Origin of the sequence: Mucilaginibacter calamicampi, assembly GCF_042676765.1 — a bacterium.
GTDB lineage: Bacteria > Bacteroidota > Bacteroidia > Sphingobacteriales > Sphingobacteriaceae > Mucilaginibacter > Mucilaginibacter calamicampi.
Genome location: NZ_JBHTHU010000001.1, coordinates 852,062 through 871,837, shown reverse-complemented (window position 1 = coordinate 871,837; position 19,776 = coordinate 852,062). Strand labels below are relative to the sequence as shown.

Here is a 19,776-nt window from a genome sequence, read left to right as displayed (position 1 = left end):
ACTCACCGTTTGAAATTCGATATAACCTAACCCTCCTGTTACTAATACTTTTGTTTTCATATATTCATCTTAATAGATCCGGCGCAAAAAGAACGTTTTTACCATAGCTTTGTGAATGATGAGCATGGTAAGGTAGCTCCACAGAACGGAATTACTCATAAACTCAAAACTTAACCCGCGCCAAACAATCTGGAATAAACCGCTGAATATCAGGGCTACGCCAAGAATATAACCGCCAAACAGATGCTCAGCTTTTTGAGAGATCAACTGAATTCCCGCGCCGTAAATAAAGAGCCCGATAAAGACGCCCAGAGCTCCGCCAGACAGGTAGGCGTCAACAATAAAAGCGGGCTTTGCCGAAACGGTTGATCCTCTGTTAACCACGTCAGCATTATATACCCGCTCCATCACCATGGTTTCTGTTATGGGTTTTTGCGGCCAGAAAAGGCGGGGCACAGTAACTTCCAGCGCCTGACCGACCAGGTCGAATTTGTAATAATCTATGTATTCGGGGGTGGATTTTACGAACTGTGTGAACATATCAATTTCGCTTAACCGGTAAACCAAAAACCCCCAGTTGCTATATTCGGCATCCGTTGCCAGGGTTGCGTCAAGCGCCGATTCATAGGCCTCCTCACTGGTCACGTCGTTTCCCCAGGCACTCTGCCTGAAAATCTGATTGTATTTTGGCAGGTAAATGGCGAGCAAAAAAAACAGCGGTACAAATATAGCGATAACAATCTTCTTGTAATTGGGATAGAGAAATATCCCCAACACCAATAAACTGACGATAATGGGTTCCTTATAGCCTGAGGTTAGCGCCTGGTAGAAATTGATTAAATACATGCCGCAGCATATAAGGATGCTGACTCTCCGTCTCTCAGGAATAGCGAATGCCAGTGCCAGGGTGCCGGCTATAAAACTCAGCGAAGTAAGCTGAAAATAAAATTGAGAAAGACCAGGTATCCGGTAAGATATTACAGACAGCGGAAGACAGATCACGGCAATCTGAAAAAGAACGGCTGTTAGTTTACTTTTGTCATAGGTGTATTCGGGTTTTACCGGGTATTTCATAGTATACAGCAGGCCGGTTAAAAAGGCGGCGTGACCTAATACATAATACCGCTGACATTGAGCTGCCAATAATATTTTTTGTTCAAGTTCAGCCGGTGAGCGGATCATAAAGCTTTGGTCTCCATATCCCAGTAACTGGATAAAATAGAATATAGAAGTACTGGCCATATACCCGATAAAAATGATTTGAACCAGGTAAACCGGCCGCATAATTTGTTCCCCAATTCTTCTGTCATCAGGCAGCTTTTTTATTTTCCCGCTGTAACATAAATAAAACAAAAAGAAAGTGCCAAGCCAGGCAATAAGATAGGATGCCGCCGGATTGTTTTGCACGACCAGAGAAGCGAGCCATGGCAGGTACAAAAGGGCATATTTCCCAAAAGATTTATTCATCGCTTTCTACCATGCAAAACAGATTGCCGGTTTGTATTTTTTTAACGTTGTTTATTCTTTCGCAGCCTATGGCGGTTATTTGAAAAAAGACATAGTTTAAATTTGTAAGAAACTGATAACATTCATTAATACTTTGCCCGGTCACCGTCCAGTAATTACTATCGTATTCAAAGATAATACGCGGTTTATACTTCGTTATAGTCTGCTTAAGGCCGCGCAGTACAGGCAACTCATAACCTTCTACATCTATTTTTATTAATGCCAAATGCTGGAGCTCTTTTATTTCCGGCAACGCGTCGCCGGGCTTGATCACTACCAGCTGTTTGTCGCTGCCGGCTGATCCGTGCAGACTAAAAGTTCCCTGGTTCCAGGCGTTGGGATCTATATCAAATTCCCTCGTTTGCTCAATATCCGACAAAGCAATAGGAAATAAGGTTACATTGCTGAGCCTGTTAAGCAACAGGTTTTTATTCAGTTTTTGCTGAAGATAGTTAAGTGGTTCAAATGCATATACCACACCCTGTTCCCCTACCGCTTGCGCCATACGCATACTTTGCAACCCTATATTACCGCCGATGTCCAGGCAATTGTCCCCTTTTTTCAAACATAACCTGATCAGTTTTCCAATCTCGTCTTCATATGTTCCTGTACTTAAGATGGTCCACTCGATGTAACTATCCGCATGTGTATATATACCTATATTTTCGGTATTTAACCAGGTTATGCCATCTTTAATGAGTTGCCTTAGTTGGACAGATGGTTTTAACAGATGAGAAAGCCTTTCTTTTCCCGGCAGATTCCAGTTCCGTATAAATGCCAGTTTTATGCGATCAGATCGTTTCATTTAATTTATTTTCAATTGCTTTGGCAATTTCTGTAAAATTCCATTGCTGTATTATTTTATGTGAATTTTTTCCGAAGGTTAGTAAGGTCGACTTTGATCGTATTAACCGGGTTAACTCAGCTATCAGACTTTTTATTTCGTTACTTTTAAATACCGCACCGTTAACATCGGATTGCACCAGATCGGCAGCGCAGCCTACTTTGTCAGATGCTAATATAGCTTTACTGCAGGCCATCGCCTCGTTAACCGAAAGTCCCCAGGTTTCACCGGGACCTTTTGAGGGCAGGCAGAACAGATCACAGGCCTGATAAACAGAAGGCATCGCTTGCTGGTTTTTAAAATCGAGAAAATGTATATTAGATCTTCCACGTGCCATTGTTTTTAGCTGGTTTTCCAGCTCTCCGTTTCCAACAAATAAGAGGTGCGCGGCGAGGAAATTTACATCAATAAAAGCCTGAGCCAATAAGATAGGATGTTTTTTCTCCTCCAACTTTCCTGCAAAGAGCACGAGTATATCGTTATCGCCAACCCCTATTTGGTTTCTCAGTGTGGATACCGCCTGATGATTTTCAATGGCGAAGCGCTCATTATCCACGGCGTGAGGAGCAAAAGTTAGCGCGCTTTCCGGTAAACCATATTTTCTGAAATAGGCCTTATTATTTTTGCCTACGTAAAAAGCGTGATCAACATGGCTGTAAACCCACTTTAAAAACAAATATTTTATCAGCGATTTGATGCCGGTCGTTTCATCCATTAAGGTGGAATCTCCCCGGAAGAAGACCGGTATTTTACCTTTAAAATATCGCATTAACTTAAGATGGCTCTGGTAGGCCCATCCGAAAACCAGAACCGCATCAGGCGCGTAGCTTTCCACGGAGCCGATCAAACCGGGATTTATTACGCCGCGAAAGTGATGAGAACCCGGTGCAATGGCTGTATTGCCGACCCATTGATGGGGATAGCCCTCCGTTAGCGGAATATCCCATTCTACCTTTCTTCCAAACCCCGGATCAAATTTATCAGCCGATTGTTCACCCCAGGTATAAAATACTTCTACCTGAACTTTTTTACGCTGATGCAGCAATTTAAATACCGGCGCGTAGTACTGGATAGGGTGTGTAACAATGATGGCCAGTTTTTTCATTTAAAGCACTCAAAAGCGGCGGCTTTATAAAAGCGGCCCTCGTCTTCTACCAGTTTAAATTGCTGGTCTTCAGCATCTCCATAATTCGCCTGCCGTATGTTTCTAAATCCTGCCTGATGCAATTCTGCCTCAAGAGATGGATAATCCCACATCCACAAATGTTTGGAGTTGCCCATCATTCCTTTTAACAAGCCCTGTAAAGTTCTTTCCCGCCTTTCTACCCCAAGCAAAGTACCGCGCATAAAACCGGCCGCCGGGTTGGCCGTTTCCCCAAAGGAGGCCAGATAATCTTCGGCAGCAGACCTTAGATCGGGTACCACTCCTCTGAATACTCCGCCGGGTTGCAATATTTTATAGGTGTTCTTTAACGCCAAAATAAAATCTTCATAGCAAAGGTGTTCCAGAATATGAGAACAGTACACGCCCTTACTGCTATTGGGGGCCTCGGGTAATCCTTTTACAATATCTCCATACCTCACATCGGAAGGAAAGGGCTGCGAATTTTTGGTGTAGAACTTTCCTATAAGGGGAATTCGCTCGAATCTTAAGGTTGGTGACGCGTCATAGTTAATCCAACCTTGCGGAGCAGAAAATCCGCAACCATACTGAACATATCTATCCATTATTCATCTTAATTACTTCATCAAATAAAACACATTGCATTTCTGTCCTGTTAACGGCGTCGTACTTGCGCCTGGCTGCTTCATTGTAATGCACCGGTTCATTCGTTCCAGTGCTTACGGCTGCAAAAAAATGAACCACTTTGGCCTGCAAATCAGGTGTTTCGTCATAACTGTAGGCAAAGCTGGCACCATATTCTTTTAATACTGCCAAAGCCGGGCTGCAGTGATGAAAAAGCGCGAGTAAAGGTTTTTTCATTAATATATAGGGGTAAATTTTGGAAGCAGTGTAATTTGGATCGTTGGAGCCGGGAACAAATAATGCGTCGGCTTGCTGCAAAGTATTTAATGTATAGTAGTAGCTGATCCGATCCGTAATTTCGACGATATATTTCTCAACACCATAAGCGCGTGCTAAGGGCATTATAGTTTCTTCGCCCATACCCGCCGGGGCGTAGCTGGTACCGATAAAATAGCAGCGCAGCAGCGTAAACTGCTCCGGCATGGTTTCCAGTCCTTTTTTCAGTGCTTCAAACAAAACAACCAGCGCGTCGCGCATGTCTGCCCCCCCCCGCCCAACATAAACGATATTTTTAAAACCAGGTTGAAGCAGCGTACCAAAAGATGAGCGGTGTTCCGCGGCTATCTTTAGATCAGGCGCATACGCGCCGAAAGGTATGGTGGATTGGGGGACATCTTTAACTACCGGGTACCTTTTTTTTAAAATGGTGATATAATTTTCAGAAACACTTATCAAACCATCCACGTTTTTTATAGCAATAGGTTCCAGGTATTTGCTCATACGATGAGAGAACCAATATTTAGGGGGGCGGTCCTGTGGGGCTTTGTCCTCATAGTAGTCTGAATACCAGGGGTCCTGCATATCAATTACATAAGGCACATTAAACCGTTTTTTCCAGTAAGCGCCTAAAACACAAACCGGGAACTGTGTGGTGGAAAAGTAGATCAGGTCAAATTGATGCGTGCGTAACAACTGATTCACTTTTAGAAAATAAAACCAGATAGAACGCAAAGCGATATTGCCCAAGCCAAATTTTGATGTTACAGCTTTAGAGAAGGCCCTGACTTTATGTATTTTTATATGATCGGGTATGGTGTTGAGCAGAATCGGGTCACGGACAAGGTCAACATATTTGTCCTCAACCACCACTACTTCTGCTTCCCATCCAAATTCCCTGAAATAAGGCAGGCTCATTCGCACGCGATGCATGTCAGCCGCGTTTTGAGGCGGAAAATGGGGCGAGATAATTAAAACTCTTTTTACCATTTATTTAGGCCGGCTCGCTAAAGTTTCCTGCACCAGGGATAAAAACTTAGTGCTCTCCCGCTCCCAGTTATACTTTGTACGGAATAACTGCAGCGCATCCTGATTAGCGCTGGTGAGCTCGCTTTTGTTATTATGATAAAACGCAATTATGCCGGCCAGCGCACTATGATCGCCAATGGGATAAGTACGGCCTGCTCGCGGATTCGCTTCAAAAAATTTTTTTTGGGCCGGTGTGTCGCTGGCGATGGTCATTAGCCCGGCTTGCATGTACGTGAATAATTTATTGCTAAGCGCCATTTTGTTATTTTCACAAAATCCCGGTTCAAGCGCGAGTCCAATGTCAAATCCGGCGCAGAACGCAGCTATCTCATCCGGAGGTAAGGGATCATGTAATTCTGCAGTGATATTTTTTTCTCTAATCAGGTCCAATATAGGTTTGGCAGACGCGGTAATGTTTCCCAGCAAGTGTAATTTAATCTGTTTATCGTTTATCAGATGCAGCGCCAGAATTATGTCTTCCAGACCACGATTGGTACCTATAGTTTGGGAAAACCAAATGAGATGGGTGGTTTGATTTACTACCCTGCTGTTTTTTACAACATCAACTTCAGGGAATACGTTCAATAAAACGATTGGAGCAAGAAAGGGATATATTTTCCGGTAGGCCTCCCCGATATCCGGACTGCTGGTCGTAAAATAATCCAGTTCGGGAAAGTAAGTGGTTTCAACAGCTTTTTTCAAGCGAAATTCTAAACTGTCTATAGCAGCGTTGGTTTCGCCGAGATGAAAGTCTTCTGCATCAAATCCGCATAAGGCATTATTCACTTTGGCGGCTTTTACGGCTGCGGGTAAAGCGCCGGGATTGTGCGCGATATATAGATCGGCCTTATGCCTTTTCGCTTCAATGGTTAGCCATAAACTGCTGCGGGATATTGCCCAACCTGTCATGAACAACATTTGGGTAAACTTAAAAACAAGCAGTACCAATTTATGAAACATTCGGCTCAAGGTATATCTGGTTGGCTGGTGGAATGGATCACCGCCAATACATATCCCTTGCCATTTTTTACTTTTAAGAAGTACCTTATCTGCCTTGGCAGCCCAGTTAGCCCAGTAAGCGTATAAAACCGTTACCTCATAGCCGTATCCGGCTAAGCTGTCTGCTTCCTTTACAAGGCGGGGATTGCTGGCAGGCTGACCGGTAGTAATCAAAACTATTTTCGACGCCCCCTTCATGTTGTAACCAGCTTTTCATAGATCGAAAGGTAATGATCAACGATGGCGTCTGCTGAAAACCTGCGCTGACAATCTTCGAAAACAGCTGTTCTATCAATTTGGTTGATCTGATGAACCCTGTCGATCATTTCTCCTTCATTTGCGCAGACAAAACCGTTGAGATCATTTTGAATAACCTCAGGTACAGCGCCGGTACCAAAACCAATTACCGGCGTACCACAAGCCATAGCTTCAACCATTACAATTCCGAACGGTTCGTTCCATTGAATAGGCATCAGTAAGGCAAGGCCTTTGCCCAATAATTTACTCTTTTCCTCATCGTTTACAGGTCCGGCATATTCAACATTTTCATCCAGATGAGGTTGGATCTCATCAGCAAAATATCGTTGCTCATTTTCGGGAATATTCCCGGCAATCACCAGCCTTTTACCTGCGCGTTTGGCTACCTTGATAGCTATATGCGTACCTTTTATAAATTCAATCCGCCCCAGAAAAAGCAACGGAGCATCCGGACTGACACGCTCCCGAAAAGTAAACTTTGTCATATCCAGTCCGTTGTATACAGTTTCTACGTCCGCGTAGGGACGGATCTTATCACTGATATAGTTGCTGCAGCCGGTGAATGAAAGTGACCGGATAAGCATTTTAGCAAGTTTAACCTGGCGGATGGTTGGCTCTCTTTGATAAGACATCAGTTTCGGGACTGGCGAGCGCATAAAAGGAAGCAGATATGCCAATCTGCTGAAACTGTGAATGATATCCGGGTTAAAGTGCCTCAAGCCTGACAAACTTATTATGTTACCGCTATGGCCTTTGCCGTCCGGGTAGGCTAATAAGGGAGCGTCTATCGTGGAATCCTTATGAGCCACCAACAGCACATCATGCCCCCTTGCTATTAGTCCCCGCACGAGAAAGTCTATGATACGTTCTATGCCTCCATAATGATGCGGAGGAACCGGGATAAATGGATCGGCTGTAATGGCTATCCGCATGTATTAACTTGCGCTATAATGTCCAGGTATTCCTGCGCCCTTTGTTCCAGCCTGAAATTTTCCAGTATATAATCCCTCGGCCGGTAGCTGTTTTTTTCAATACTTGACAGAAACAGGGCTGCAGCTTCCCTAAATTCATCCATATCCTTAAACTTTTCTCCGCAGCTATTATCCCAGTATGGCACCGATGTCACCGGCCCAAACTTAACTTTATGTGGATAATACGCCGGATCGCTCCACTCTCCCCCCCGATCCCATGCCAGTATCGGTACATTACAGGATAGTGCCTGCAGATAGGCAAAGCCCTGCGTTTCATGCTCACATAAAAATACCATTCCGCAAACCTTATCCAGCACTTCCCTGTACTCCGCTTCCTCATAGGCGCCGTATTTCAGGTACGTTACGGTTAAGCCGCGCTTTTCCAGGTCCTGTACTATCGGGTTTAACAGGCCCGGCTCTAGTTTATCCCGGTCCCACCTGATCTTGTCGTAAACCAAAACCGTGGCGGGCCTGGATTGGGCAGTATCAGGCAACCATTCATCTGTTTCGACACCACTGGGCCATACCGAAGAAGGTATTTTTACGGGCAGATCTCTTTGATAAAGCTCTTGCAGCCAGTGGCAGGAGATCATCAGATGGACGATTTTTTTTCGCTCCCAGAAAGTATTATCCGTAGGGTGAGATGCCAGGGCGGGGCCATATATGATCCTTATATGATCCGGAATTTTCTCTACTACGTGCGGCTTGCCGATGACGAGCGCGATGCCGTTTTTACTCTTTGCAAGGGCTTTATAATCGTTTATTTTATAAGCAGCGCCTAAAATATCCAGGCCCTTGACAAGGTTAATGAACCATTTTTTCATCCCTCCTACAGGCGCTTCGCGGCGGAATATTTTATCGCGGACAATCCGGAAAAGACGCCTGGGGTGACGGTCACCAGCCACCCAGCGATCATTTTCAGGTTCTTCGTAAAAGATATACAGATCAGGTTTCATTCACTGATTTTATTATTGTCGCTAAATCCGGCAAGCGTTCCTTCAATATTAATTCTGTCAAGCAACAAGTAGTTATTTTTTTGTTTCATAATACGGGCGAAGGCCTGTTCAATTGACAGCTGAAAGGGACTGCCCTGTTCTTTTTTTAAAATGGATCTTATTGCTCTAATCGCACTTCTCGGGCCGTATACTCCTTTATGGTAGGCAATCATCTCCTCTATTGCCGTGGTCAGCATTTCCTCTAAAACCATTTTGTTTTTTACAAAGTAGGCCCGGGTGCTGAAAGCGGATATTTTTTTATCGAAGTTCTCTCCCACGCCTATAAAATCGTAGCGGTCAAGTTGCAGGGCAGCTTCCATATTGAACTGATCCGTAGGGAAATACCGGGCGCTAATTTTAAAAACAGGTATTGATTGCGGCAGGTGATGGAGGTTATTTAACAGCATCAGTGCTTCATTCAGGCCTTTGTTGGCAAAGGAATACTGGGCAGAATGAAAGACTTTTATAGGCGTCTGACTATCATTGATTAAACTTTTCGCGTCGATATCATTTATTGAATTGTCTATCAAACGTATATCATCGAATCCTTTCCCGGCAAGTTTCCTGATCGTAACCAGCGTTTGGTCATATCGCTCCTGCTCTGAAAAAAAAGAATGCACGCGCGTAGGCCGCAGCGTGGAGGTGATTAAAGCAATCATCAGTCAGGCAAAATGTTTTTTTTTAGTCCGGAAAAGTAATAGCGGGTCAGCAGCGCGAATTTCCATCCAAACATACGGGTTAATAACAAGGTAAGGCCGCCGGCATCCGGCTTTTTGTCAGCTCCCCCCAGGAGATTGATTTGCGCAACTATTTTTTTTCTTAATTGCCTGTCCCGCGGATATACCTCATACAGCAACCCTTGCAGCGAATCAGCAATGTATTTCTTTACCCTTGCACTGCTTTCTTTTATCAGTAATTGATTGCCGGCCAAAGTAAGCGACTTGTATGCGGATTGATAGGCCGCCGTGCTTTTCTGACTGGACAAGCTGTTGTGGACCTGCCGGTAATACAAAACCGCTTCAGAGACGTAATGTATCTGTTTGCTGTGTAAGCATAAACGGGTAAAATACTCAAAATCGTTGATCAGGGAAAGTTCTTCGTTCCAGAGCCCTGCGGCTTCAATCAGTTTTTTAGGGATCAGCCACCGCCCACCCTGTCGCATAAAGCTCGTCGGAGACAGGATAAAATCCACAGGTGGCATAGTTTTCCATGGCTCTGTTTTATAGGGAACCTGTTGCAAAAGTGAGAACTCATTATAAAAATTGACACAATTGGAAAAATACAGATCGTCTTCGCTGTTATAACGTAACATCATCTCCTGCAGGTAGCCGGGATCCAAAATATCGTCTGCATCGAAGAATTTGATGAGCGTTCCCCTGGCCCTCTGGTAGCCATAGTTATTGGCAAAGGATTGACCCTTATTGACCGGCAGGCGATAAACGCTTATCCATTCACAAGCGTATTTACAACAAATTTCGTAGGAAGCATCCGTCGATCCGTCATCAACAAGAATCAGTTCTTTGTGAGGATAAGTCTGACTCATGACCGATTCAATCGCTTCGCTAACATAGGGCGCGGCGTTATAAACCGGAATGATAACCGATACCAGGGGTTCAGCCATTCCTTAAATGCGGTTTAAAAAGCCTGATCAATTTTTCTCTCCATTTTACGGCGCAAAAGGGATTTATATGCGTAAGCATTTTGAACAAGGGATTACCCGCCGGACTATGACGGTATCCCAGCGCCCTGCTTAAATCCAAAGCTTTACGTACGTATATCCAGTCCCCGCAGGCCGCGAGGGTTGCCACGCAGTTCCATAATTGCTCAGACAATTCGGCGGGATATTTTATGCCATGGGTGACGGCAGTTTTCTCAAGCACGTGGAAGTTTGCCTGTGCGCATTTCAATACATTTGATGCTGACATGCTTTCGCCATATCTGTAATTGATGCATGTTACTTCGGGCAGATATTCAAAGCGGTAGTTAAGCCGTGCCAGCCGCTGATGGAAAGCATTATCTTCATTATAAAGCACTTTATCGTCCAGGTCAAATCCCCCGGCTTTCAGAAAAGCGTCCCGCTTGTAAACACCAAAGTTCACAATTTTATGGGTAATGGCGTATTTTAAGGGGTCCTGATGCAGTTCTGCGATATTGTGGCCGGCCTGCCCCAGCAGTTTACCGGTATTGGCGTCTACATAATCGAAATTCAATAATAATATATCGTAATCGTCTCCTTTTTCCTTTATCCATTGACCAACTAATGTTGTAAAAGCAGGCAATAGATCATCATCCGCGTCATGAAAGTGCAGCCATTCGGATGAAGAATGTTCGGCTAACCGGTTTTTACCGTAAGAACAACCGCGGTTCACATCCCCTTGTATTACCCTCGCTCCCCAGCGCTCTGCAAGGCGGGCGGTGTCGTCTGTGCTGCAATCGTCATAAACAAGGATCTCATTGAAAGGGAAGGCCTGCCCCTGCGCGGATCTTAGTAACCGGGGCAGATATTCGGCTGCATTATAAGCTGGAATGCAAATGGCTATACTCATTTCCGTTTCTTTTGCAAAATCCGCGCTTTCAAATAGCTCAGAATCAACTTCAGCGGTTGCTTATCCAGCAGATCACCTAAGGGGTCGTTTGCTTCTCCCGGCCCGTACAATTTTGCAAAAACATCATTTGACGGCATTACCTCAAAAGCTTTTATTGCTCTTTGGTATAATTGCAGATAATCCGGCATTCGGCTGGCGGAGGAAAGTTGGCCGGCTATAGTCTGCATGGCGGCATACGCCATTTGCTTATAATCCGGCTCATTCAGTGAAATAACTTTATCTATGCAAGCGGCTAGCGCAGTTGGATCATTAGCATCATATTTGAAACCGTTTATGCCGTGTTCAATAAGTTCAGAGGCCCCCGCTCCATCGGCACAAATGAGTGGAGTCCCTACAGCCATAAATTCCAGACAACTGAAGTTGAACATATCCCAAAGTGAGGGTACTATACCAAATCTCGCTTGTCGCTGATAGTTCAGCATCTCCCCATTTGGTACTGCGTTCTGGTTAAAAATACGTTTACCCCATACATCACCGTAGTTAAGGCTTAAATAAGCATTGGTAGACTGCCCTTTGTTAAAAGGCGTATCCCTGCCCATCCATTTAATATCAAACCCGGTCTTCACTAAGCGCATTGCCTTGCATAACACCTCAGGGCCCTTCCATTTTTGCATCCTCGCGGCAACAAGGCCCCAGTTTTCGCGCTGTTCCAGCGGGAGCGGCTCAGAAATTTGGGGGGCGGTGTAAACGGGCGGAATAAAAGATATATCTCCTGACGGAAAAACCGATTGCCAAAATTCGCGGTTCGCCTGGCTGTGGGTCAGCAAGATGTCGCATAAAGGTAACAACGTCGCCTCTGTATGTAAATTTATATTATCGGCCAATGCCGCCTCGTGGGTATTCTCATGTAATGCTATCTGTCCTGCACTCCCGTGCAGGCGGGTGATAACCGGCTTTTGATGGTGCATTACCCATGGTACAAAGCCCAGACCGAAATCTGTGCATTCAATTACATCAAAGTCGTCACCTTCCTTTGCCTGTTCCCACATGGCCCAGGCAGCCGCCAGGTTGTTTCTGTATTCGGGCAACACGTTAAACCGGGTGAATTTAAGGAGGTGCTGTTGATAAAGCTCCGGATCAAGATAGGCTACCTCAATACCGTTGTGCTCAAATTTATCTCGTCCCTGCACATAGCCGCTGCCAACTATTACCTTAATAGTTTCACAATGAGGTTTTAAAGCCTGCAAATAGTGCTGGTAATAGGTTGATATTCCTCCGCCGGAATGCGGATAATATTCAGGAAGTATAAATAGTATTTTCAATGCACTGAACTGCTGAAAAGTTTTTTCAATTGCTTTCCCAAGGTACCGCGGATAAAGAACCTCCTGATAAAATAAATATTTTTGCTGTTAAATGGCCGTAAGGCCAGTAGTTTCAGCAAATAACTAAGCTGGGTGGCGGTACTGTATCTGTTTAAAATCAGATCCAGTAAAAAGCCTTCTGTGCTATTGATCTCCGCTTTAAGAATTGATTTTTGGGCCGAGGGCAGATAAGCGGGTAGCTCTGCATGCCATTTCTTTAATAAGATCATCTGGTCGTCTATCCAGGATACGGAATGCCCGCCGTACGAAAAATGTTCCAGCAGAATATCATAAACAACAACTACCTTACCGTTGTTGGCCTGGCCCAGCGAAAAATCGATATCGTACCCGTGAAAACCTTTAAGCGTCTGTTCGTCAAACGGATACCTGGCATGGTTTACTTGGGTGCAGGCTAAAAAAAGACCGTCAACAACTTTTACTTCGCTGCTATCTTCCTTGTTGGGGTTATAAAAATAGTGTTCCGGTGTTTTACCTGTCCGTCGTTGCAGTTGGTTAAACCGGACCAGATTATCAACCGGAATAAAAACCTCTGAAGGTGTTCTGGTTTTAACGGTAGCGCCGAGTACACCAACAAGAGCGATATCTTCCTGCCTTAGATGCTTGAGCAAATTAAGGCCCCATCCCTGGGTGTGAAATAATATATCTTCATGCACAAAGCATAAAAAAGGGTATTGCGCCTTTGCTGCTCCCTCGTTATAGATCCGGCAAATGCCTTTGCCGGCCTTGTCGCCGTTGATAGCTATTATTTCATACTCCAGCCCTATGCTTTTTTGGATATTGTCGCTGAGCTGTTGCAACAGTTGATTGTTCCTTGTCGCAACTATAACAGATATCATAACTTGACAACCTTTTTCAAAACGCGTTTTATGGCAATAAGAACTTGTCTGTACGGGCCGGGCCGGTAGTTAATATGGGTTCCCGTAATGTCACTAAAACCATCTCTTTGCCAGGCTATTGGCTTTTTAAAGCCAAATACTTTCAGTTCGGGATGGAGGTCTGCTATTACGGAATCTATCCAGCGGGCATCGCTTTCTATTTTGCTGATCAATGCCGGCAGACAGCGGCAATTTATAGCGATAGCATGGGTAGACAAAGTGTTATTGAGCCTGATAAATTTGCCGCAAAACGGATCTGGTTTAAGGTGGTGGTAGCCGCCAAAATAGATCATGTCCCAATCGTCATGAGTACAGTCCAACAGTTGCGTAAGCTGTGCTCTAAATTTTCGGCCTATTACCACGTCATCTTCCAGAACAAGGATACGGGAGTAGCCGCTGTGTAAAGCCTCCTTATAAATATTTAAATGGCTCAGCCGGCAACCTAGAGCGCCCGGGCCGTGTTCCCAGTCGCCTGCTGCTATCTCTTTTCCGTTTACGGCCTTTACTATGCTTATCGCAGCGGTGCCAAGTGCTGCATAGTTTTCTTTAAACTGCGCCAGCCGGTCGGGCCTGCTTTCAAGGTTGATACAATAGATCTGATCAAAAAAACGCTCCAGGCTAATCGTATCGCTCATAGGGCTGTCCAGGAATTCATTAGCAATTCTGTCGCGTCCCTCCCATTAGCGAACCAGTTTTTGGGTGCTATTACTTTTTTTTGCGGATTGGTATTGAGCCAGGCTGCCCACCAGCTAAAAGTGCTGTTGGCAATGATCTGGTGATTGCAGGCGGCCATCAAAGCCAGGGTTTGCGCCGCATTTAGTTCGCAGTCGTCAACCATCTGCCATTTTACGGGAATTTTGAAGTTATCCTTTACCCAGGATAAATCGTCACTAAAAATCAGGTAATGGCTATCGCCAACCGATTGCTGCATCAAATCTACGGCCCGCTCATAGTATTCTTGCGGCAGGTTGCCATGCACCTGCGCGTTGCCGGCCAAAAGATAATCGCCCCGCCTGATATGGATAGCTACGGTCTGATTTTGCTTTAGCAGATCACGGTAAAAAAGTGGCAGGTTATCGTTCCTTAATTTGAATTGTTCGTGTATGATCTTACTGACCGCTTCAAAATAACGCGGGCTTTGCCAATAGCCAAAGTAAAAAATGTTTTTAGAGGCGCTGTGATGCACATCATAATAGGTAGCACTATTTTCAAAATGGACCTGGCTGGTAGCCAAAACGCTAAGTTTTAACTTTTTCAGCATCCTGTTCTTCAAAGAAAAGAAATCGTTATACTGTGCTTCATCAACAGCACGTAAATCTACCCTGAATTCCAGGATGTCCAGCTTACGTGACGCGCCGACTTCATATGAGCCCAGATCGAATTTGAGCGTGTCCCGGTACTTTTCTGCAAGCGCTGTTCCAAATGCGTACTGGAAGAGCTGATTGCCGAGTCCACCCTGAAGCTTAACGACAATCATGGAGCCTTTTTCCAGCGGTCCTGTCGCACAAAAATTGTATTGATATGGGTATCGGCATAAACCATGTAGCCTTTGTCTGTCACATAATCAATCAGTTCCTGGTTTTTTAAACCCTTACCTGATGTAGAAAAAGACAGGGTCTCCACGCAGATAACCACCGGATAATTTTGTTCATAATCAATGGACCTGATAATGATCTCATCCACGCCTTCGGCATCAATATTCAAAAATTGAGGGAAGCCCTCCTTACAATACATGTTTAAAACATTGGTAAGGGTTTCTACCGGTAATTTTACAACTTCCTTTATCAGGTAATTACCTTCATCCTGGTAACGGAGCGCTTCCTCTTTAGAAAACGTGTTCAGTGTGGATGCGGAGATGAGATAAAAATCCGCCACTGTTTTTTCCTTACCTATTCCGATATTCAGGTTGATATCTCTTTTTCTGTACTTCCGGAACGCTTGAAAGAGGGAAAAATCAGGTTCAATATTTATTCCGCTGCTGCCCGTTTCGTAAAACAGGGCCGTATTGCTGAAATTATAGGGATGATGGGCACCAACATCAATGTAAGATGGCCTGGATATACCAATTACGTCGAAAATATACTTCACGATCAGGTCCTCTCCCGATTGCGAGTAGGAAATTTTCTGGTAATGCAATTTTTGGGATAAAAGCCTCCTTTTTAAACCGCTTACCTTTCGGGCTATCCAATTTCCTTTCATCATGATATGGCTGAGGGATTACAGATACTTTGGTAAAAACCGTTCCGCTTAGCCCCTACGGCTGTCTGAGTGTATTCAGCAAGTAAAAGCCGGTAGGCATTGCGTGCCATCGCCTGGGCCTCTGGCGGTTTTGCAAACAGTTCAATAATAGCCTGGGCGAAGTTTTCCGCCGTATCGGCTATGAGCAATTCTCGCCCATGATCACCTTTGATCCCTACCGAAGACAGCGTGGTGGCGATGACAGGGGAACCTTGAGCCATAGCGGACAGTATTTTGGTTCTGATGCCGCCCCCGCCTATACGGATGGGAACGATACAAATGCTTGAGCGAAGGTAGGGCGACAGGTCATCGACAAATCCTATGAAATTTACCTGATCTGACAATTGAGAAAATTTAGCTTTTGTTGCTACTGACCAGTTACCTGTTATGTATATATTTTTAAATGGCTTATCAGGTATTTCCTTTAATACGTCTGAGAGGAACCAGTATAATCCGTCATAATTAGGATAATGACCCTCTCCTCCCATAAAGATCAGATGCTCCTTTTTTTCATCGGCAAAGTCAGCAGCGGCCACGTCTTTGTCCAATAAGCCAAACGGGGATGTATAAACTGCAACAGAAGGTGGCACATGTTCGCGGATCTGGCGAGCGTCCAGATCATTCAAAGCGAATACGGCATCGTATTGTGCCATATAAGCATATTCAATAAAAGCGGTATTTCCCGCGACATGTTCAATATAATTTACGTCAAAACCGTGGGAACGCCCATAATCATACAGAATATCGCTTTTGCTCTCTATCTGTACAAAGATCTTCTTTGATGCCGGGGGAAATAAGCTCACCAGGTTAAGCATTCTGGTCAGTTCCGTTTGTATGATATCAAATTTGGTTTGGTCAAGAACAGACACCAGCTTACTGATAAAATCACGGTGATGCGGATTGAACGGCAGGGTAAAATGAGGGTCATAACGGCTGTAAACATCGGTTGCCACGCCCATTTTCTTTCGGGAGTAATAAATGCTTTTCAGCGAATCCAGCACCCTGCGCTTTAGCTTCTGCCGGAATTTTTCCGGCGCAGGCTCGGTGTAAAGTTCAGCTACATGGATGATTACCTCCGGCCATTCAGCGCGCAGCTGATCAATTGTCCGCGTATCATCTTTGCTGTAGGCCGCCAGCAAGAGCTGTATATCGTGAAATTTTCGCAAATAGTCGATCAATACGAAAATGCACAACCTTCCTCCCTCTGTGGGTGGATAAGGCAGCAACTCCGGGATGATCAATATATTGAAGCGATTTTTAGCCAACATCTGTTTTCTCAACGTGTTCCAGCATCATATCCGCCAATCCGCTTATACTGAGCTGAGGCTGCCAGCCCAGGCCTTTTATGGTGGATGGATCAGCAACAAGCACCTCATATTCAGCAACAAAACCTGGTGTAATCGCAACATGATCGCGCCAGTCCAGATCATAACGGCTAAAGCATAATTGCAGCCAGTCAGAAATCGGGAAGGCTAAGCCGGAGCCAATTGTGGCTTCGAAAACCGTATCGTTATTAACCAGCACCCAGATCGCGTTCACCACGTCACCGGCGTAAGTAAACTCCTTTTTTACGCTAACATCTCCTATGCTTAATTTGTCATCACGCCCGGAATAAATACGGTGAGCCGACAAAGCGATTTTCTGGTTGATATGGCGGTCCGAACGCAATGGACTGTCATGGTTAAAGAAATATCCTGTATAAACTTTCATGCCTTTCGTGCGGTAGTACCTAGCCGCGAAAGCAGATTGAATACGGGCCATGGAATACGCGTCGCGTGCCTCAAAGGCGTGGTTCTCACTTATCGGTGCTCCCTTATTCTCAAATTGCAGGCCACTTCCTGAAATAAATATCCTGCTTCCCGGGCAATGCTGGTAAGCTGCTTCCAATATGTTCAGCGTTCCGGTACAAATGGTGCCAAAGTTTTCGAAAAGCGCGTCGTGACGGGTGGTTGAATTTGCCGCAAGGTGAAAAATATAATCCGGCTGTTGTTCTTTTATCAGGTTGCTGACGAATAAGTAATCCGTTACATCTCCCTTTATGTCGACAAGCCCGCTGCGTGAAACGCCGATAACAGTAATGTGATGATCAGCTAATAGCCGGTTAAGGTAATAGCCATCCTGACCATTAATTCCGAAGATCAATGCTTTCTTATTCATTTAAGCTTTGAACCAGTTTTGATGAACGAAAATAGTATTGATATAGGTATCCGCGTATACAAAATAGTCCCGGGAAAGCATCAGGTCGATTATTTCGGTATTCTTGGGTTTTATATGATCTTCTGAATAGGCGCAAGTTTCAACTATCCACACCGGAACGGGATATTTTTCAAATGGAAACGACCGGAGAATTTCCAGATCTACCCCTTCTACATCCAGCGATACCAGATCCGGCAGGCATTTTTCCATATATTGGTCAATTACCTGTGCTATCGTTAACAGGGGAACTTTTTTTATCTGCAGAATTTTGTTCAGACCTGACGCCTGGCGCAATTCAGCATCTGCTTTTGATAGCGTATTCAGCGCTGAGTCTGCAAATACATAGAGTTCAGCTTCGGTATCGCTTCCGGTACTAACCGCGGCGTTGATTACCGTGTCACGCGGCCGGGCAGCTTCCAAACGGGAAATAAAGGTAGTATCCGGTTCTATTAATACCCCGCTGCTGTTGCTGCTGTAAAATAAATAAGTGTTATTATGCCCAATCGGATCGTTCGCGCCGATATCTATGTACCGGATGGCTTGTATGCCCTTGCTCTTAAATAAAAATTCGACAATCTTGTCTTCTCCGGCCTGTGAATTCGTATTATAAATCTGAACAACGGGCGGCTTGATAAAGGTGAAGACGATCTTCTTAACTAAGCTTTTCAGTTTATCCATTAAACGATCTCGATCTCAGGCAAGGGAAAGATGAATTTCCCGCCGGCTTCCATAAACGCAGTTTCGCGGGTAAGAATATTGTTTTTGAAATGCCAGGGCAAAACAAGGAAGTAGTCTGGTTTAAGGGCGTGCGCCTCCGCCTCGGATATAATCGGAATATGGGTTCCGGGCGTAAACGATCCGTGCTTGTCGGGGTTTACGTCGGCGATATAGGGAATATGTTTAGCAGTAAGGCCGCAAAATTGTAAAAGTACATTGCCTTTGGTGGAGGCACCATACCCAATAATGGTTTTTCCGTCCTGGATCAGCGCCTCTATCAGTTCAAGCAGGTTTTTACGGTGTTTATATACCCGGTTCTCAAACTCCCTGTAAGGCTTGGGCGTGTCCAGCCCGATGTCTTCCTCCTGTTTCAGCATCCAGTTAATGATCGCTTTGTTACGCCGGAAGGAAGCATTTTTCTTACAGGCAGTAACAGCAAAACTCCCGCCATTAACCGCGTTCATTTGCACATCTATCACATCGAGGCCGCATTGCTCCAGCATGGTTTTTACCACTTTAAATGAATAAAACTCCAGGTGTTCATGGCAGATGGTATCATAAGAGTTGGTGCGCAGCATGGATGGCATATAGCTTTGTTCAAAATGCCATATACCCTCGTCATCCAGTATAGCGGCTATTTCCTTTACAAAATCAACCGGGCTCTCCAGGTCGTAAAACATGGCTATACATGTAATAATTTTGGCCTTTTCGGTTTTAAAGCTTTTTCTGAACACCGCCTCCGAAAAAAAATCCGGGATCAGCAAAATGTCCTCACCATAATATTCCGCAAACTTCAAACCTGTTGGATCTATGCCTGCTTTACGGCAAGGTTTAGTGTAAGCTTTCAGCGAGGTGGCATCATTACTTCCGATGTCGATAACCAGGTCATCCTCGGCAAGACTTACCATGCGTTCCAGTGTTCTTATCTTATTGCTCAAATGCGCCACCATCGATGCGTTCAGTCCCGATCTGTACCCGTAGTTATCGCCGTACATTTCGTCCAGACTGTAGGATTGCTTCATTTGCAGCAGGCCGCTATCCGGGCACCAAACAAGATCCAGCGGCCCCTTTGTAATTATCTCATCTTTTGATTTCGGAAAAACGCCGGTAAGGTACTGCTCGCCTAAAGACAAAACCTCTATAAGGTTCCTGCTTCCGCTAATTCTGCATGCTGTGATCTCTTTATACATACAATTT

Annotated in this window: 20 protein-coding genes; all 20 read right to left on the bottom strand. The window is 44.8% G+C overall.

All coding sequences use genetic code 11. The features are described from left to right. Positions 1–69: 69 nt before the first annotated feature. The 20 genes from ACFQZS_RS04055 to ACFQZS_RS03960 are packed head-to-tail and all read right to left on the bottom strand — an operon-like array spanning position 70 to position 19,769. Positions 70–1,467 carry an exosortase Y-associated Wzy-like protein gene (locus tag ACFQZS_RS04055; RefSeq protein WP_377097531.1) on the bottom strand — a complete coding sequence of 466 codons (1,398 nt, stop codon included), beginning with the start codon at positions 1,465–1,467 and terminating at the stop codon, positions 70–72. Beyond that, on the bottom strand, positions 1,460–2,311 hold the full coding sequence (locus ACFQZS_RS04050; protein WP_377097530.1) for an FkbM family methyltransferase: 852 nt from the start codon (positions 2,309–2,311) through the stop codon (positions 1,460–1,462). Before ACFQZS_RS04050 ends, ACFQZS_RS04055 begins: the two co-directional genes overlap by 8 nt. Next, positions 2,298–3,455: a glycosyltransferase family 4 protein gene (locus tag ACFQZS_RS04045; RefSeq protein ID WP_377097528.1), complete on the bottom strand. Its 1,158-nt coding sequence runs from the start codon at positions 3,453–3,455 to the stop codon at positions 2,298–2,300. Before ACFQZS_RS04045 ends, ACFQZS_RS04050 begins: the two co-directional genes overlap by 14 nt. Further along, positions 3,452–4,078: a class I SAM-dependent methyltransferase gene (locus ACFQZS_RS04040; RefSeq protein ID WP_377097526.1), complete on the bottom strand. Its 627-nt coding sequence runs from the start codon at positions 4,076–4,078 to the stop codon at positions 3,452–3,454. The genes ACFQZS_RS04045 and ACFQZS_RS04040 overlap by 4 nt, the downstream gene beginning before the upstream one ends. Further along, positions 4,071–5,363: a glycosyltransferase gene (locus ACFQZS_RS04035; RefSeq protein WP_377097524.1), complete on the bottom strand. Its 1,293-nt coding sequence runs from the start codon at positions 5,361–5,363 to the stop codon at positions 4,071–4,073. Before ACFQZS_RS04035 ends, ACFQZS_RS04040 begins: the two co-directional genes overlap by 8 nt. Next, positions 5,364–6,599 (bottom strand): glycosyltransferase family protein, encoded by a 1,236-nt coding sequence (locus ACFQZS_RS04030; protein WP_377097523.1) that lies wholly within the window; start codon positions 6,597–6,599, stop codon positions 5,364–5,366. Then, the gene (locus tag ACFQZS_RS04025) at positions 6,596–7,591 is read right to left on the bottom strand and encodes a glycosyltransferase (RefSeq protein ID WP_377097521.1); all 996 of its coding nucleotides are present in this window, start codon (positions 7,589–7,591) and stop codon (positions 6,596–6,598) included. The genes ACFQZS_RS04030 and ACFQZS_RS04025 overlap by 4 nt, the downstream gene beginning before the upstream one ends. Beyond that, a complete protein-coding gene (locus ACFQZS_RS04020; RefSeq protein ID WP_377097519.1) occupies positions 7,582–8,586 on the bottom strand; it encodes a glycosyltransferase in 1,005 nt (334 codons plus the stop codon). The genes ACFQZS_RS04025 and ACFQZS_RS04020 overlap by 10 nt, the downstream gene beginning before the upstream one ends. After that, positions 8,583–9,284, bottom strand: a complete 702-nt coding sequence (locus ACFQZS_RS04015) for a hypothetical protein (protein ID WP_377097517.1) — start codon at positions 9,282–9,284, stop codon at positions 8,583–8,585. The genes ACFQZS_RS04020 and ACFQZS_RS04015 overlap by 4 nt, the downstream gene beginning before the upstream one ends. Continuing rightward, positions 9,284–10,246 (bottom strand): glycosyltransferase family 2 protein, encoded by a 963-nt coding sequence (locus tag ACFQZS_RS04010; RefSeq protein ID WP_377097515.1) that lies wholly within the window; start codon positions 10,244–10,246, stop codon positions 9,284–9,286. Before ACFQZS_RS04010 ends, ACFQZS_RS04015 begins: the two co-directional genes overlap by 1 nt. After that, complete coding sequence (locus tag ACFQZS_RS04005; protein WP_377097513.1) at positions 10,239–11,171, bottom strand: glycosyltransferase family 2 protein; 933 nt, start codon at positions 11,169–11,171, stop codon at positions 10,239–10,241. Before ACFQZS_RS04005 ends, ACFQZS_RS04010 begins: the two co-directional genes overlap by 8 nt. Then, positions 11,168–12,493, bottom strand: coding sequence for a glycosyltransferase family 4 protein (locus tag ACFQZS_RS04000; RefSeq protein ID WP_377097511.1), 1,326 nt, complete (start codon positions 12,491–12,493; stop codon positions 11,168–11,170). The genes ACFQZS_RS04005 and ACFQZS_RS04000 overlap by 4 nt, the downstream gene beginning before the upstream one ends. Beyond that, the gene (locus tag ACFQZS_RS03995; RefSeq protein ID WP_377097510.1) at positions 12,490–13,389 is read right to left on the bottom strand and encodes a glycosyltransferase; all 900 of its coding nucleotides are present in this window, start codon (positions 13,387–13,389) and stop codon (positions 12,490–12,492) included. The genes ACFQZS_RS04000 and ACFQZS_RS03995 overlap by 4 nt, the downstream gene beginning before the upstream one ends. Continuing rightward, the gene (locus ACFQZS_RS03990) at positions 13,386–14,063 is read right to left on the bottom strand and encodes a glycosyltransferase family 25 protein (protein WP_377097509.1); all 678 of its coding nucleotides are present in this window, start codon (positions 14,061–14,063) and stop codon (positions 13,386–13,388) included. Before ACFQZS_RS03990 ends, ACFQZS_RS03995 begins: the two co-directional genes overlap by 4 nt. Further along, positions 14,060–14,920: an alpha-1,2-fucosyltransferase gene (locus tag ACFQZS_RS03985; RefSeq protein ID WP_377097554.1), complete on the bottom strand. Its 861-nt coding sequence runs from the start codon at positions 14,918–14,920 to the stop codon at positions 14,060–14,062. The genes ACFQZS_RS03990 and ACFQZS_RS03985 overlap by 4 nt, the downstream gene beginning before the upstream one ends. Next, the gene (locus tag ACFQZS_RS03980; RefSeq protein ID WP_377097507.1) at positions 14,902–15,630 is read right to left on the bottom strand and encodes an FkbM family methyltransferase; all 729 of its coding nucleotides are present in this window, start codon (positions 15,628–15,630) and stop codon (positions 14,902–14,904) included. The genes ACFQZS_RS03985 and ACFQZS_RS03980 overlap by 19 nt, the downstream gene beginning before the upstream one ends. Further along, entirely contained in the window at positions 15,627–16,934 is a 1,308-nt protein-coding gene (locus ACFQZS_RS03975; RefSeq protein ID WP_377097505.1) for a glycosyltransferase, read from the bottom strand. The genes ACFQZS_RS03980 and ACFQZS_RS03975 overlap by 4 nt, the downstream gene beginning before the upstream one ends. Further along, positions 16,924–17,823: a GDP-mannose 4,6-dehydratase gene (locus ACFQZS_RS03970; protein ID WP_377097503.1), complete on the bottom strand. Its 900-nt coding sequence runs from the start codon at positions 17,821–17,823 to the stop codon at positions 16,924–16,926. The genes ACFQZS_RS03975 and ACFQZS_RS03970 overlap by 11 nt, the downstream gene beginning before the upstream one ends. Then, positions 17,824–18,540 (bottom strand): FkbM family methyltransferase, encoded by a 717-nt coding sequence (locus ACFQZS_RS03965; RefSeq protein WP_377097502.1) that lies wholly within the window; start codon positions 18,538–18,540, stop codon positions 17,824–17,826. Then, positions 18,540–19,769 carry a class I SAM-dependent methyltransferase gene (locus ACFQZS_RS03960; RefSeq protein ID WP_377097500.1) on the bottom strand — a complete coding sequence of 410 codons (1,230 nt, stop codon included), beginning with the start codon at positions 19,767–19,769 and terminating at the stop codon, positions 18,540–18,542. The genes ACFQZS_RS03965 and ACFQZS_RS03960 overlap by 1 nt, the downstream gene beginning before the upstream one ends. Positions 19,770–19,776 lie beyond the last annotated feature (7 nt).